Below are 15,751 nucleotides of genomic sequence, written 5' to 3' on the forward strand. Positions count from 1 at the left end.
CGAACAAATATCAAATATCGCACAATTAACTTGCCTGACCCAAGGTCCCGGATTTATCCGTAGCAGTCAGATCGAGGCCGGTGAGCCTCGCGATGCCAGGCGAGGAGATATCCGGCATGGACAAGACAATCCGGAGCGCGGCGGATGCCGTTTCCGAAATCGGCGATGGCGCCGTCGTCATGATAGGCGGTTTCGGCGGTTCGGGCGCACCGATCGAGCTCATTCACGCGCTGATCGACAAGGGGCCGAAGAACCTGACCGTGATCAACAACAACGCGGGCAATGGCCGGATCGGTATTGCGGCGATGATCGATGCCGGGATGGTCAGGAAGATGATCTGCTCCTTCCCGCGCTCGTCCGACCCGCGCGCCTTCACCGACAAGTATCTGGCGGGCGAGATCGAGCTTGAGCTGGTGCCGCAGGGCACGCTTGCCGAGCGCATCCGTGCCGGCGGCGCCGGGATCCCGGCATTCTATACGCCGACGACCTATGGCACCGAGCTTGCCGAGGGTAAGCCGATTGCCGAGTTCGACGGCCGGAAATATGTGCAGGAACGCTGGCTGAAAGCCGACTTTGCGATCGTCAAGGCGCATCTCGGCGATACGCATGGCAATCTGACCTACAACAAGGCGGGCCGCAACTTTAACCCGCTGATGTGCATGGCGGCGGCCAAGACCGTTGCCCAGGTGTCGAGATTGGTGCCGGCCGGCGGCATCGATCCGGAACAGGTGGTGACACCCGGCATCTTCGTCGATGGCGTCGTCGAGATCGCCAATCCGCAACAGGAAGAAGAGCTCATTCGAGCCGGAGTGGCTTACGTATGACCCCTGAACCAAGCAAGATCGACACACGCGAAGACATCAAGCTTTCGAACGCCCAGATCGCCTGGCGCGCCGCTCAGGACATCACCGACGGTGCCTATGTCAACCTCGGCATCGGTTTTCCTGAGATGGTGGCCCGCTATCAGCCCGAGGGCCGCGAGGCGATCTTCCATACCGAAAACGGCATCCTGAATTTTGGCGAGGCGCCGGCTGCGGGCGAGGAAGACTGGGATCTGATCAATGCCGGCAAGAAGGCGGTGACGCTGAAGCCGGGCGCTGCCTTCTTCCACCATGCCGACAGCTTCGCCATGGTGCGTGGCGGTCATCTCGATATCGCGATCCTCGGCGCCTATCAGGTGTCTGAAAACGGCGATCTCGCCAACTGGCGCGCCGGCTCGAAGGGCGTGCCCGCCGTCGGCGGCGCGATGGATCTGGTGCATGGCGCCAAGCAGGTCTGCGTCATCACCGAGCATGTCACCAAGAACGGCGAGCCGAAACTCGTCGAAACATGCACCTTCCCGTTGACTGGAGTCGGCTGCATCACGCGTATCTACACGAGCCATGCAGTGATCGATATCGTCAAGGGCCGCTTCGTGCTGCGCGAAAAGCTTGCCGCCATGACTGTCGAGGAACTGCAGGCAATGACCGGCGCCAAGCTGCATGTCGAAGGCCCGGTCGCCGATCTCATCGTGCCCGAACTCTGAGGACTGACCGATGGCTGACGCTTTCATCTGCGATTACATCCGCACCCCGATCGGCCGCTTCGGCGGCTCGCTCTCCTCCGTCCGCGCTGACGATCTCGGTGCCGTGCCGCTGAAGGCGCTGATGGAGCGCAACGCTTCCGTCGATTGGGAGGCCGTCGATGACGTCGTCTTCGGCTGCGCCAACCAGGCGGGCGAGGACAACCGCAATGTGGCGCGCATGTCGCTGCTGCTGGCAGGCCTGCCGCTCGGCGTATCCGGCACGACGATCAACCGGCTCTGCGGATCGGGCATGGATGCAGTCATCACGGCAGCCCGGGCGATCCGTTCCGGCGAGGCAGAGCTGATGATTGCGGGTGGCGTCGAAAGCATGTCGCGGGCGCCGTTCGTCATGCCGAAAGCCGATACGGCTTTCTCGCGCAATGCCGAGATCTACGATACGACGATCGGCTGGCGCTTCGTTAATCCGTTGATGAAGAAGCAGTATGGTGTCGATTCCATGCCGGAGACCGGCGAGAACGTTGCCGAGGATTACAAGGTCAGCCGCGCGGATCAGGACGCCTTTGCCGTCCGCTCGCAGGCGAAGGCCGCGGCATCGCAGGAAAGCGGCCGGCTGGCCAAGGAAATCAGCGCCGTCACCATTCCACAGCGCAAGGGCGATGCCGTTGTCGTCGACCGGGACGAGCATCCGCGTGCCACCTCGATCGAAACGCTCGTCAAGCTCGGCACACCCTTCAAGAAGGAAGGCGGGACGGTTACCGCGGGCAATGCCTCCGGCGTCAATGACGGCGCGGCTGCGCTGATCGTCGCCTCCGAAGCGGCGGCGAAGAAATACGGCCTCAGGCCGATCGCCCGCATTCTCGGCGGTGCCGCCGCCGGCGTGCCGCCGCGGATCATGGGCATCGGCCCGGTCCCGGCTTCGCGCAAGCTTTTGGCGCGGCTTGGCCTCAAACAGGAGCAGTTCGATGTCATCGAACTCAACGAAGCTTTTGCCTCGCAGGGTCTGGCAGTTTTGCGCGAACTCGGGATTGCCGATGACGATGCCCGCGTCAATCGTAACGGCGGGGCGATCGCGCTCGGTCATCCGCTCGGCATGTCGGGCGCCCGCATCACCGGCACGGCGGCGCTGGAACTTGCCGAAACCGGCGGCCGCTATTCGCTCTCGACCATGTGCATTGGCGTCGGGCAGGGGATCGCCGTAGCGCTGGAGCGGGTCTAGGGACAGCCGGTCATCGTACAAATTCGCGTGTTCGGCATTGCCGATCAGCGACGCCTGCTGCTAAGACTCCCAGCCATAATCACACTTCATTGGTTTTAGGGAGGCTTTGCAGCCATGGCTGATCTTGCTCAATCACTCGCGTCCATCAAGTTGCCGGATCTGGTCGGCAAGGCGGTGCTCATCACCGGCGCCTCGACCGGTATCGGTGCCGCACTTGCCCGCGCCTTCGCGGCACAGGGGATGAAGGTCGGCATTCATTACAATGCCAGCCGCGAACCGGCCGAAAAACTCGCCGAGGAAATCCGCGCCACCGGCGCCACCGTGCATCTCGTGCATGGTGACGTATCGAAAGAGGGCGAGACCGAGCGCGTCGTCGAAGAAACGGCAAAGACCTTCGGCCATCTCGACGGCCTGATCAACAATGCCGGCGGCATGCTCGGCCGCAAGCCGACCGCCGAATATACCGACGAGCACTACGACAACGTCATGAACCTCAATGCACGCTCGGTTCTCGCTGCCGTGCGCGCCGCTCATCCCTGGCTGAAGAAGCAGGGTGGATTCATCATCAACACCACCTCGATCGCCGCCCGCAATGGCGGCGGTAACGGCGCGATCCTCTATGCGGCATCCAAGGGCTTCGTCTCGACGATTACCCGCGGCCATGCCAAGGAGTTTGTCGGCGATCGTATCCGCGTCAATGCAGTGGCGCCCGGCGTTATCGCCACGCCGTTCCATGAGCGCTATACCAATGACGAGCAGATGGAGATGCAGCGCAAGTCGATCCCGATGGGCTTTGTCGGCACTTCGGAAGATTGCGTCGGCGCCTATCTCTTCCTCGCTTCGCCGACCCTGTCTGGCTACATCACCGGCCAGATCATCGAAGTGAATGGCGGCCAGCTGATGCCGTAATCCGGCATTTTCTCTCCCCGATATTTTGCACTGCACAAGGGAACCTTCGGGTTCCCTTGACGTTTCGGAGACGGGGGAAGGCGATCGCCGTTCCTTGTTATCTGAGACGGATGATCATGTTCAAGCCAAGCCACTCCAATCGCTGTGCCGGGCAACGCTGCCGGACGCAGTGCTTTGCTGTGTCTGCTGGCTGAATTGCCCATCCGCCTCGTCAGCTGCCGCGGCAGCGAAAACCGTATAATGAAGCGACATAAAGGATGGGCGACACAAAGATGAGCTATTCGTTCTCGGAACTCGATTTCCTCAAGCCGGAGCTTGGTGCGGAATATACCGGATCCGGGACGCATTTCGCCGTCTACTCTGCCCATGCCGAACAGATGGAACTCTGCCTGTTTTCGGCCGACGGCAAGAAGGAAGAGGCGAGGCTGGCGCTGCCCAAGCGCGAGGGCGACATCTGGTCGGGCTATATCGCCGGCGTCGGGCCGGGAACGGTCTATGGCTATCGCGCCCACGGCCCTTACGATCCGAAGAACGGCCACCGTTTCAATCCCAACAAGCTGCTGCTCGACCCCTATGCCAAGCAGGTGAAGGGCGATCTGAAATGGGATGATGCTCTCTACGGATATGCGATCGGAAAGGACGATCTGTCCTTCGACGAGCGCGATAGTGCGCCCTTCATGGTCAAGGGTGTCGTCCAGGATCCGGATTTCGATTGGGATGGCGACCAGGCGATCCGCAGGCCATGGACGGAAACCATCGTCTATGAGGCGCATGTGCGCGGCATGACGATGACCCATCCCAAGGTGCCCGATCATCTGCGCGGTACGTTCCTGGGCATGGCGAGCGATCCGATCATCGATCATCTGACGAAGCTCGGCATTTCCGCCATCGAACTTCTGCCGATCCAGTTCTTCCCGAACGACCGGTATCTCGAAGAAAAGAACTTGACCAATTACTGGGGCTACCAGACGCTCGGCTTCTTCGCGCCGCAGTCGCGCTACATGTCGAGCGACAAGATCACCGAGATCAAGACGATGGTCCGCAAGTTCCATGCGGCCGGCATCGAAGTGATCATGGACGTCGTTTATAATCACACCGCTGAAGGCAGCGAGCGCGGCCCGACACTCTCCTTCCGCGGCCTCGACAATGCGAGCTACTACATTCTCTCGCCAGACGATGCGCGCCATACGTTCGATACGACGGGCACCGGCAACACGCTGAACATTGCCAACCCGATGGTGATGCGCATGGTGCTCGACAGCCTGCGCTATTGGGTCGGCGTCATGCATATCGACGGCTTCCGCTTCGATCTCGCCAGCACGCTAGGCCGCCAGGATCTCGAATTCGACCGTGCCGGCATTTTCTTCAGCGCCATCCGTCAGGATCCGATGCTGGCGGGCGTCAAGCTGATCGCCGAGCCGTGGGATGTCGGCGAGGGCGGATACCAGGTCGGCGGTTTCCCGCATCCCTTCCGCGAGTGGAACGACAAGTTCCGCGACGATGTCCGGCGCTTCTGGAAGGGCGACGGCGGTCTGGTTTCCAGCCTGTCGCAGCGCATCACCGGCTCCTCGGTGCAGTTCAATCATTCCGACCGCGGCGCAACGTCTTCAGTCAACCTGCTGGCTGCCCATGACGGCTTCACGCTGATGGATACGGTGTCCTTCAACGACAAGCACAACGAAGCGAATGGCGAGGACAACAATGACGGCCATTCCGACAATCATTCGGACAATATGGGCGCCGAAGGCGCGACCGACGATCAGGGCATCAACGACAATCGCGCGCGGCGCCGCCGCAACATGATGGCGACGCTGATGCTGTCTCAGGGCGTGCCGATGATCGTCGCCGGCGATGAGGTCGGCAACAGCCAGCATGGCAACAACAACGCCTATTGCCAGGACAACGAGATCGGCTGGATCGACTGGAGCGGTCTCGACGATCCGTTCCTGGCCTTCTGCCAGAAGATGATTGGCTTCCGCAAAGCCCATCCCGAGCTGCGCCAGGAGCGCTTCCTGACCGGCGAAACCAGCGAGGATGGCCGGATCGAGATCGCGTGGTTCAAGGCCGACGGCAGCTTCATGGATGACGGCGCCTGGAACGATGGCGAGCTGCGCGTGCTTGGGGTCTATCTGTCGCGCAGCGTCAGCGCACCCGAGAACGAGGACATGCAGGGTCTCTACATGCTCTTCAATGCCGGTGGCGATTGCGAGATCAATTTGCCGGAGGTGAACGGTGTCAGGGAATGGCAACGCCTCGTCGAGACCGGGGCGGACGATGCCTTCGAGGTCATCCACGCAGAGAACCCGTTCACGCTCTATCGCGAAAGTATCGCGGTGTTTGCGCCAAAAGGCGCCACCGAGCCGCCCAAGGATGCCGATACCGCCGAGCGCCGCCGCTGGTTCAGTTTCGGCCGCAAGAAGAAGTGACAGGCCCAGAACAAAGCGATGAATGCGGACGCGATAACTGAGCTCGGACTGACCTATGTGAACGATACCGAACCGGGTATCCGCCGCAGCCGGAAGGGCAAGGGCTTTTCCTACCGTCTGCCGGATGGTTCGCTGGTATCCGATCCGGATCAAAAGAAGCGCATCGCATCGCTCGGTCTGCCGCCCGCCTATGAGGGTGTCTGGATCTGCCTGCAGGAAAACGGCCACCTGCAGGCAACCGGCTACGACGCGCGCGGGCGCAAGCAGTACCGTTATCACAAGGACTGGAACAGCTTCCGCAGCGTCGAGAAATTCCATCAGCTGATCGAATTCGGCCAGGCGCTGCCGAAGATTCGCCGGCAGGCTCTCAGAGATCTCGACACCGGCGCCGACGATGTCAGGGGCGTCCTTGCGGCGCTGACGACGCTGCTCGATGAAGCACATCTGCGCGTCGGTAATCAGGCCTATGTCAGGGAAAACGGCACCTATGGCGCAACGACGCTACTCAAGCGCCACATCAAGCTGAACGACGGCAGAATCGAGCTCAAATTTCGGGCGAAGGGCGGCAAGCGCGTGCAGCGCAGCCTCAAGCATCCGCGGTTGCAGAAAATCCTGGAAGAAATCGCCGATCTCCCCGGCCGCCAGCTTTTTGTCTGGAAGGACGAGACGGGATCGCTGAAGCCGGTCGAGTCCGGCAGGCTCAACGCCTATCTGGCCGAAATTTCCGGCATCGCGATTTCCGCCAAGACCTTTCGTACCTGGGCGGGCTCGCTTGCCGGGTTCGGCGCGGCACGCGGCGCAATCCTCGATGGCCGCCACCCAACTGTGAAAGAGATGGCGGAGGCCTCGGCCGAAGTATTGCACAACACGCCGGCCATCTCGCGCTCCAGCTATATCCACCCGCGCATCATCGCTCTTTCGGACCGCGGCAGCGCGTTGGCGGAAGAACTGCCGGAGCCGGCGGAGCCGCTGCGCGGTCTTCGCGCCGAGGAAAACCGCCTGCTCGATTTCCTGATGCGCGAAGCGGGCATCACGCCCTCTTCAAGATGATGAAAAAAGCCCGCGCTCGGGAGCGCGGGCTTCTCAAGATAACAGGAGGTCTTATCAAGCAGCCGCTTCTGAAAGACGGCCTTCCTCGATCTACTCGCCGCGCCGATGTCGCAGTAAATGCGCGCTCCAATCAGTGCGGTCGCAGAAGTAGAACCACTCAAGCGCCAGATCGTTCCTGAAATGCGACGCGCGATCTGCAAACTTGGCTTTAAAGCGGTGGCCGCGGAACAAATTCTCTTACATCTCGTTGAAAAGCTTGATCGGAAGTCATTCTGAAAGGGCGCTCCCATGCCGAATGTCCGCAAGGCGGCTGACAAGGACCGAAAGTTCGATCCCCGCGACCGGTTGATCGTCGCTCTCTACGCGCAGCTGAAAGCCGAGCGGGAGACGCGCGAGACGCTCGAATGGGTCATCCGCAATGGCGGATTGTCGGACGCGGTGCTGGAAGCGATCGCCTCCGATCCCGTCAGGCCGGTGACCAGCGACGAGATCGCATCGGTCGAAAAGATCATAGCTTTGGATGAGCGCCGCAAAGGTGCGCCACGCGACTACGACTGAAGAAAGAGGAGCTGAAGATGGTGGATATTACATATCAGATCGTGCCGCATGACGAAGGCTGGGCCTACAAGCTCGGCGAAACCATTTCCGAGACCTATGCCACGGCCGAGGAAGCCGCAGACCGGGCGCGAAGTGCTGCGTCGCGGCAGAAGATCGGGGCCGGCGATGCCACGCTCGCCTATCCCTCGCCGGATGGCGGCTGGCAGTTTCAACCCCTGGAAACGGACAAGAGCGGAAGCAGGCTCTGACGGGACAAGCGTAGGAGAGTGACATGGCGGCGCGGGCAAGCTGGAAAGGCCATCTGAAGATCGGCGACCTTGTCTGCGCCGTCGGTCTCTACACGGCCATTTCATCGTCGGACCGCCTGTCCTTCAATATCATCAACCGGAAGACCGGCCATCGCGTCGAGCGGCAGTTTGTCGATAGCGAAACCGGAAAGCCCGTGGACCGCGAAGACCAGGTGAAGGGCTACAGGATGGACAATGGCGAATACATCGTCATCGAAGGTGACGAGATCGCCAGCGTCATGCCGGAGAGCGACAAGGTGATGGGCGTCCAGAGCTTCATCCCGCTGGAAGAGATCGACAAGCTCTATTTCGATCGTCCGTACTATCTGGCGCCAGTCGAGGATCACGATGCCGAAGCGCTTAGCCTGATCATGCGCAGCATGCGCGACAACAAGGTCGCAGCGCTCGCCCAGGCCGTATTGTTCCGCCGCAACCGGACGCTATTGATCCGCGCGCAGGGCGATCACGTCATCGCCACCATGCTCAATTTCGACTACGAAGTCCGCTCCGCCGAGACAGTCTTCAAGGACATTCCCGATATCAAATTTGACAAGGAAATGCTGGAGCTTGCCGGCCACATCATCGGCACCAAGAAGGGCAGCTTCAATCCGGCCGAATACGAGGACCGCTACGAGGCGGCACTGACCGAACTCGTGAAAGCCAAGATCGAGGGCCGGGAGCCGCCGAAGCGCAAGCCGAAGCCGGAGGGCAAGGTCGTCGATCTCATGGAGGCGCTGCGCCAAAGCGCCAAGATCGGCGGCAAATCCGGATCTGGTAAGCCTGCCGCCAGCGCATCCAGCCGCCGCAAGAAGGCGAGCTGACGATGGCGCTCGAAACCTATCAGCAGAAGCGCGACTTCAAGGCCACTCCCGAACCGCGCGGCGCAAAAGGCAAGAGCAAGGGCAACAGCTTCGTCATCCAGAAGCACGACGCGACGCGGCTGCACTACGATTTCCGGCTGGAGATGGACGGCGTGCTGAAAAGCTGGGCGGTGACGCGCGGCCCCAGCCTGAACCCCGATGACAAGCGGCTGGCCGTCCATGTCGAGGATCATCCTCTCTCCTATGGCGATTTCGAAGGCGTCATTCCGAAGGGGCAATATGGCGGCGGCACCGTCATCGTCTGGGATCAGGGAACCTGGACGCCGCTTTACGATGCGAAGAAAGCCTATCGAAAGGGCCATATCGAATTCGAGCTCGACGGCGACAAGCTGAAAGGCCGCTGGCATCTCGTCCGCATGCACGGCAAGCCGGGCGAAAAGCACGAGAACTGGCTGCTGATCAAGGGCGAGGACGCCGAAGCCCGCCATGGCCGCGAGGACATCCTCAAGAAGCGTCCGGAATCGGCCAAGAGCGGCCGGACGATCGAACAGGTCGCCAAGAACCCAGATGATACCTGGAATTCGAAGCCGAATGGCCGGAAGGCGGCAGCCAGGCTTGCAACCAAGGCCAAGGCGAAGCCGCAGGCTCACCAATGGCCGAAGGGTGTGCGCAAGGCGGCGATGCCCGATTTCGTCGAGCCGGTGCTTGCCAAGCTGAAGCCGCGTCCTCCGGCCGGCGACGGCTGGATCCACGAGATCAAGTTCGACGGCTACCGCCTGCAGATCCGCATCCGCGACGGGAAGGTGGCGATGCTGACGCGCACCGGCCTGGACTGGACGGAGAAATTCGGGGAAGAGATCGCTGCCGCCTTCGGCGAACTGCCTGTCGAGACCGCGCTGATCGACGGCGAACTGGTCGTCGAACGCGAGAACGGTGCATCGGACTTCTCGGCACTCCAGCACGATCTGAGCGAGGGGCGTAGCGACCGCTTCTCCTTCTATGCCTTCGACCTGATCTATCTCGACGGCCATGATCTGCAGAATGCAGCGCTGATCGATCGCAAGGCGCTGCTGGAAAAGCTGCTGCCGGCGGGCAGTAGCAAGTTGCGCTACAGCGATCATTTCGACGAGAATGGCGGCCTGGTTCTCGACCACGCCTGCCAGCTCAGCCTGGAAGGCGTCATCTCTAAGGGCCGCGACAGCAAATATGTGTCAGGCCGCACCGGCGACTGGATCAAATCGAAATGCGTCAAGCGCCAGGAATTCGTCATTGGCGGCTATGTGCCCTCGACCTCGATGAAGAGCGCCATCGGCTCGCTCGCCATGGGCTATTATGACAAGGGCAAGCTGAAACATGTCGGGCGCGTCGGTACCGGATATGCCGCGAAGCTCTCGCACAATCTCTACACTCAGCTCTCCAAGATCGAGCAATCCGCCAGTCCTTTCGACGGCAAGCTGACGGCCGAGGAGCGCCGCGGGTTGGTGTTCGTCAAGCCTGATATGGTTGCCGAGGTTGAGTTTGGCGCCTGGTCAGCCGATGGTAATCTCCGCCATGCGGCTTTCCGCGGTTTGCGCGAAGACAAGGCGGCAAAGGATGTGGGGCGCGAAATGGGTGGAACTGCTGCAAAAGAACTGCCGGTATCGAGCGTGACGTTGACGCATCCCGATCGCATCTACTGGCCCGACGAGGGCATTACCAAGGCCGGGCTGGCCGATTACTACGCCCATGTCTGGGAACTGATGAAGCCGTTCGTCGTCAACCGGCCGCTCTCGCTGCTGCGCCTTCCCGATGGCATTGCCGGCAAGCAGCGTTTCTTCCAGAAACACGCCTGGAAGGGAATGAACGAATATATCGAAGAGATCGCCGACCCCAAGGATCGCAGCGGCGAGAAGCTGCTGCGGATCAGGGATTTCGACGGGCTCGTCGCGCTGGTGCAGTCGGCCGTCCTGGAGATCCACCCCTGGGGCGCGACGACCGCCAAATGGGAAAAGCCCGATATGGTGACCATGGATCTCGATCCGGCCGATGATGTGCCATGGGACGCGGTGATATCGGCGGCGCATGAGATCAAGGCGCTCATGGAAGGCGAGGGGCTGGCTGCCTTCGTCAAGACCTCGGGCGGCAAGGGGCTGCATGTCGTGGCGCCGCTGGCGCCGAAGGCGGGCTGGACCGAAGTGAAAGCCTTCGCCAAATGGATCGCCGACACGATGGAAGCCTCCGACCCATCCCGCTACATCGCCAAGGCGACAAAGGCCGAACGAACGGGCAGGATCTTCATCGACTATCTGCGCAACGGGCGCGGCAATACTGCCGTCGCGCCCTATTCGGCCCGCGCCCGCAAAGGTGCGCCGGTCTCGATGCCCATCGATTGGAGCGAGCTGACAGGCGAGATCGGCCCCGCTTATTTCACCGTCGACAACGCGCCGGCGAGGGTCAACGCGCTGTCAAGCGACCCCTGGGCCGATTTCTTCGATGCAGCGAGGCCTCTAGAAAAGAAGAAGCGGTCCTGACGCATCGGGATCGCTCTCGTCTGATCATGCCGCGATCGGCTTCCGCCGGTCGAGCAGGCAAGCAAGACCGGCGCTGACAAGAGCCAATGCCGCTGGGATGAGGATCACGTAGAGCAGATCCCGGCCGCTCGAAGCGTCATTGAGGAGAAGTCCGGCGATCGAGGCGATGACGGCGCCGCCGCCAACGCTGACGGCCGCCGCTAGCCCCGCAGCCGTGCCCGCGAGATCGGGCTGGACGGCCAGTATCCCCGAATTGGCGGCAGGCATGGTCAGCCCGTTGCCGATGCCGATGAAGATGCAGGCCGCGAAGAAGGCGGGAGGCGCGGTCAATCCGCCGACGGCAAGAGCCAGGCCGCCGAGCAATCCGGTGCACGTGACTGCGCGTCCCGCAACCAATACGGCGGCGATTGGAATGCGGCCAGCATACCGTCCTGCGAGATAGCTGCCGAGGATGAAGCCCGCGGGCACCAGTCCCATGTAGAGGCCAAGCCTGGCGCTTGATCCGCCGAGCGCTTGGTTCATGACCAGCGGCGCGCCGGCGAGGAAGACGTAAAGCGTTCCCATCGAGCAGGCCATGCAGGCGGCATAGGCGAGGAAACGCGGCGAGCCGAGCAGCAGCCGGTATGCCGCGAGATAGCCATGTGAGTGAGTTTTCCGCTTCCCGGTCTCATCACGGATCTCACGGGCGGCGAGCGCCAGCATGATTGCCCCGAGCACCGCGAACATCACGAAATTTGCCCGCCAGCCGAAAAGCTCGCTGATCGATCCGCCGATCGTCGGCCCGATCATTGGTGCTACCGCCCAGCCCATGGCGAGATAGCCGAACTTGCTGGCCGCTTTCTGCCCGCCCCAGCTTTCCTTGACGATGACGAGCGCGATCGAGAAGCAGGCCGCAATGGCCGCCTGCAAGGTACGGAAGAGCAGGAAGACATGAATGTTATCCGCAAGCGCACAACCAGCTGAGGCCAGGATGAAGACAGACAGCGAGGAAAGCACGACCGGCCTGCGGCCAAAGCGATCGGACAGGGCGCCGCCGATGATCTCGGCAAAGGCGGTCAGCGCAGCATAAGCGGCGACGGAGAGCGCCACCAGTGCCGGATCGGCGCGCAGATCGGCGGCAATCTCCGGCAGGGACGGCAGGATCAGGTTGACGGGTAGGACGGAGAGGGCGGTCAGCAGGATCAGGGTGATCAGCCGCGGCGGCACGGATTGAAGTTGCCCTGCGGGCGCGGGTTCGGATGCGGATTGTCCGGTCATCGGTCGGTCTCTCGGGTGATGGGAAGAGGGATGTCCGGCAGGCCGCTGCCCGGAATCCAGGCAATAAAAAAGGCCCCGCCGGGAGCCTGCTTACCGCGCATGGGTGCTTTCGCCGGATGGCTACGCCATCCTGCCCATGCGCCCTATCACCACTACGAGAACCGTTGCGATCATCATTGCCTAGAGCTAGCGGCAAACCTTGGGCTGGTCAATCGCGAGCACATATGAAAAGGGCGGCTTGCGCCGCCCCTTCCGAAATCAGGCTGCCTTCGACACCACGCCATGCGGATCGAGGACGAATTTCGTCGCCGCGCCCTGGTCGAAGCTCTCGTAGCCCTGTGCGGCATCTTCGAGCGAGATGACCTTGGCGTTGACGATGTCGGCGATCGGCAGACGGTCGTGCAGGATCGCCTGCATGAGCTGGCGATTGTACTTGATGACAGGGGTCTGGCCGGTGTGGAAGGACTGCGCCTTCGCCCAGCCGAGACCGAAGCGCAGCGACAGGCTGCCCTGCTTGGCGGCGGCATCAACGGCGCCCGGATCCTCGGTGACGTAGAGACCGGGAATACCGATCGAGCCTGCGGCGCGGGTAATCTCCATCATCTGGTTCAGGACGATTGCCGGCTGTTCGCCACCGGCATGGCCGCGGGCTTCGAAGCCGACGGCATCGATGGCGCTATCGACTTCGTTGGTGCCGACGACCTGGGCGATCATGTCGCCGAGACGGTCGCTTTTCGACAGGTCGATCGGTTCGAAACCGACCTTGGCGGCGTGCGCCAGACGATCCTTGTTGAAGTCGCCGATCATGACAACGGCAGCGCCGAGGATGCGGGCCGAGGCGGCGGCAGCAAGGCCGACAGGACCCGCACCGGCGACATACACCGTCGAGCCGACGCCCACCCCGGCGCGGACCGCGCCATGGAAGCCGGTCGGCAGAATGTCGGACAGCATGGTCAGGTCGCGAATCTTGGCCATCGCCTTGTCGCGATCCGGAATCTTCAGGAGGTTGAAGTCGGCATAGGGGATGGTGACGTAGCGGGCCTGACCGCCGATCCAGCCGCCCATGTCTACATAGCCATAGGCGCCGCCTGCGCGCGACGGATTGACCGTCAGGCAGACGCCGGTGTCCTGCGACTTGCAGCAGCGGCAACGGCCGCAGGCAACATTGAACGGAACGGAGACAATGTCGCCGATTTCGAGCATCTCGACATCGATGCCCTTCTCGATGACTTCGCCGGTGATTTCGTGGCCGAGAACCAGGCCGGGCATGGCTGTCGTGCGGCCGCGGACCATGTGCTGGTCGGAGCCGCAGATGTTGGTGGAAATGACTTTCAGGATGACGCCATGTTCGATGCGGCGGCCATCGGGGGCCTCCAGCTTCGGATCGTCGATGTCGCGGACTTCGACCTTGCCGGGCCGCAGATAGACTACGCCTCTATTCTTGCTCATTCTCGTCTCCTCCGTTGAAAATGCCGCCATCCCGCAGGGCTCCTCCCGCTGCGGGCTGTGCTCACAGATTAGAGCATATGCAAACAGGCACCGTTCCGAATGCGACGGTTTGGGTCCGGAATTGGCCTGTTAGTGCCGCTTCGGCTGGCCGCTTTCTTTCGCCAGGCTCTTCTTCAGGGCATCCATGATATTGACGACATTGCCTGTCGATTTGACAGCAGGTGCCTTCTTGGCCGGTGCCGCCTTTTTCATGGTTTTCAGCTTGGCGCGGATAATGCTCTGCAGCCGCTTCTGCACCGGATCCTGCATCAGGGCGGGGCTCCAGTCCTGCGTCTGGTCCTTCACCAGCTTCTTCATCATCGCCAGCACCTTGGCATCGGGCTTGGCGTCGATAGCGACCGTTCCCACAGCCTCGCGAACCTCGTCGCCGTAATGCAGCGTCCAGAGCACGATCCCCTTGCCCTGCGGCTCCAGAAGCACCGCGCGTTCGCGGCGATAGAGCACCAGCCGGGCGATGCCGACCACGTCATTGGCAGCCATCGCCTCGCGGATGACGCAGAAAGCCTCGGTCCCGACCTTGTCTTCGGGTGCCAGGAAATGCGGCTTGTCGTACCAGATCCAGTCGATCGAGCCGCGCGGCACGAACGTGTCGATATCGATCGTCCGCGTGCTTTCCAGGCCGACCTCGTCGAGTTCGGCATCTTCGAGCAGCACATAATCGTCCTCGCCGCGCGGATAGCCCTTCACCTGCTCCCTGGCCGCAACCGCCCGGTGGGTAACGCTGTCCACATAGCGGCTTTCGACGCGGTTCTTGGTGTTGCGGTTCAAAACGTTGAACCGCACCTTGTTGCTGTCCGTCGTCGCCGGCGTCAGCGACACCTGCGCCGTCACCAACGAGAGCTTCAGATAGCCTTTCCAGAATGTCTGCCGGGGCATCTCGGTTCTCCTCAGGCCGCCTTGTCCAGTTCCGGATAGTGGCGGAAAATGCCGTTTACGTTGAAGGCGAGGCGGCGAGCGGATTTCAGGTAGGCAGCGATATTCGGCCGCTGCTCGACCCTATCGTGCAGCGCCTGCAACAACGGATATGTCTCCGCCGAGCCCTTCATCGCCTTGGGAAAGGCATAGCGCAGTCCTTTGAGCACCTGAAACAGCGACAGGTCCACATAGGTTAGCTTGTCGCCCGAGATATGCGCCGGCCCCTTCGGGTTGTTGGCGATGACGCGCTCGAAATAGCCGAAAAATTTGGGGATGCGCTCCTTGATGAACTCGCCCGAGCGCGCCTTTGCCTCTTCCTTCTGGTCTTCATAGTAGAGTGACGTTGCGATCGGGTGATGCGTGTCGTGCACCTCTGCGACGAAATCGGTGATCGTCAGCTGCAGGCCGTTGAGGACATAGCGCGCCGTATCATGCTTCGGTGCCAGGTCAAGCTTCGCTCCGAGATAGAACAGAATGTTGGCGACATGGGAAATGATCAGGTCGCCGTCCTTCAGGAATGGCGGCGCGAAGGGGATGTCACTACCCGAGCCGCTCTTCATGATTTCCATCATTTCGCCCGTGCCTCTGCCGGGCTCCCGCGTCACGTCGATGTAGCTGGCGCCAGCTTCCTCAAGCGCAAGGCGGACGAATTCGCCGCGACCCTGTATGCCGTCCCAATAATAGAGCTCGTATGCCATTCAACTCCCCGGCCAGATACGCCATGTTTCATCCATTGAAGTGTAGCGGCTGGCGCATCCGTCAACAGGC

The 15,751-nt window shown here is 61.8% G+C and carries 14 protein-coding genes; 10 read left to right on the forward strand and 4 right to left on the reverse strand.

The genetic code is table 11. From position 1 onward, the window contains the following. Positions 1–116: 116 nt before the first annotated feature. The 10 genes from AC1DV9_RS04165 to ligD all read left to right on the forward strand — a co-directional run bounded on the left by AC1DV9_RS04165 (position 117) and on the right by ligD (position 11,302). Positions 117–824 carry a 3-oxoacid CoA-transferase subunit A gene (locus tag AC1DV9_RS04165; protein WP_477942234.1) on the forward strand — a complete coding sequence of 236 codons (708 nt, stop codon included), beginning with the start codon at positions 117–119 and terminating at the stop codon, positions 822–824. Further along, a complete protein-coding gene (locus tag AC1DV9_RS04170) occupies positions 821–1,525 on the forward strand; it encodes a CoA transferase subunit B (RefSeq protein WP_112386686.1) in 705 nt (234 codons plus the stop codon). Before AC1DV9_RS04165 ends, AC1DV9_RS04170 begins: the two co-directional genes overlap by 4 nt. Positions 1,526–1,535: 10 nt before the next feature. Beyond that, positions 1,536–2,741: a 3-oxoadipyl-CoA thiolase gene (gene pcaF / locus AC1DV9_RS04175; RefSeq protein ID WP_477946311.1), complete on the forward strand. Its 1,206-nt coding sequence runs from the start codon at positions 1,536–1,538 to the stop codon at positions 2,739–2,741. A 114-nt stretch (positions 2,742–2,855) separates the two neighbouring features. Then, positions 2,856–3,650 carry an SDR family NAD(P)-dependent oxidoreductase gene (locus tag AC1DV9_RS04180; RefSeq protein WP_112386688.1) on the forward strand — a complete coding sequence of 265 codons (795 nt, stop codon included), beginning with the start codon at positions 2,856–2,858 and terminating at the stop codon, positions 3,648–3,650. 272 nt (positions 3,651–3,922) lie between these two features. Beyond that, positions 3,923–6,076 (forward strand): glycogen debranching protein GlgX, encoded by a 2,154-nt coding sequence (glgX, locus tag AC1DV9_RS04185; RefSeq protein ID WP_112386752.1) that lies wholly within the window; start codon positions 3,923–3,925, stop codon positions 6,074–6,076. Between the two features lie 18 nt (positions 6,077–6,094). Continuing rightward, entirely contained in the window at positions 6,095–7,126 is a 1,032-nt protein-coding gene (locus tag AC1DV9_RS04190; protein ID WP_112386689.1) for a DNA topoisomerase IB, read from the forward strand. A gap of 288 nt (positions 7,127–7,414) precedes the next feature. Then, positions 7,415–7,684, forward strand: coding sequence for a hypothetical protein (locus tag AC1DV9_RS04195; RefSeq protein ID WP_112386690.1), 270 nt, complete (start codon positions 7,415–7,417; stop codon positions 7,682–7,684). A 17-nt stretch (positions 7,685–7,701) separates the two neighbouring features. Further along, positions 7,702–7,932: a DUF2188 domain-containing protein gene (locus AC1DV9_RS04200; protein ID WP_112386691.1), complete on the forward strand. Its 231-nt coding sequence runs from the start codon at positions 7,702–7,704 to the stop codon at positions 7,930–7,932. A 23-nt stretch (positions 7,933–7,955) separates the two neighbouring features. Next, positions 7,956–8,792, forward strand: coding sequence for a non-homologous end joining protein Ku (gene ku / locus AC1DV9_RS04205; protein ID WP_112386692.1), 837 nt, complete (start codon positions 7,956–7,958; stop codon positions 8,790–8,792). 2 nt (positions 8,793–8,794) lie between these two features. After that, positions 8,795–11,302: a DNA ligase D gene (gene ligD, locus AC1DV9_RS04210; protein ID WP_477946313.1), complete on the forward strand. Its 2,508-nt coding sequence runs from the start codon at positions 8,795–8,797 to the stop codon at positions 11,300–11,302. Between the two features lie 24 nt (positions 11,303–11,326). Here ligD and AC1DV9_RS04215 read toward each other — a convergent pair whose 3' ends face one another. The 4 genes from AC1DV9_RS04215 to AC1DV9_RS04230 form a co-directional block, all read right to left on the reverse strand. Then, the gene (locus AC1DV9_RS04215; protein ID WP_477946314.1) at positions 11,327–12,559 is read right to left on the reverse strand and encodes an MFS transporter; all 1,233 of its coding nucleotides are present in this window, start codon (positions 12,557–12,559) and stop codon (positions 11,327–11,329) included. A 258-nt stretch (positions 12,560–12,817) separates the two neighbouring features. Continuing rightward, positions 12,818–14,008, reverse strand: a complete 1,191-nt coding sequence (gene fdhA, locus AC1DV9_RS04220) for a formaldehyde dehydrogenase, glutathione-independent (protein ID WP_112386696.1) — start codon at positions 14,006–14,008, stop codon at positions 12,818–12,820. A gap of 129 nt (positions 14,009–14,137) precedes the next feature. After that, complete coding sequence (gene ku / locus AC1DV9_RS04225) at positions 14,138–14,944, reverse strand: non-homologous end joining protein Ku (RefSeq protein ID WP_112386697.1); 807 nt, start codon at positions 14,942–14,944, stop codon at positions 14,138–14,140. Positions 14,945–14,955: 11 nt separating this feature from the next. Beyond that, positions 14,956–15,681, reverse strand: coding sequence for a glutathione S-transferase (locus AC1DV9_RS04230; protein ID WP_112386698.1), 726 nt, complete (start codon positions 15,679–15,681; stop codon positions 14,956–14,958). Positions 15,682–15,751 lie beyond the last annotated feature (70 nt).

Source organism: Rhizobium sp. 01L410 (genome assembly GCF_056400165.1).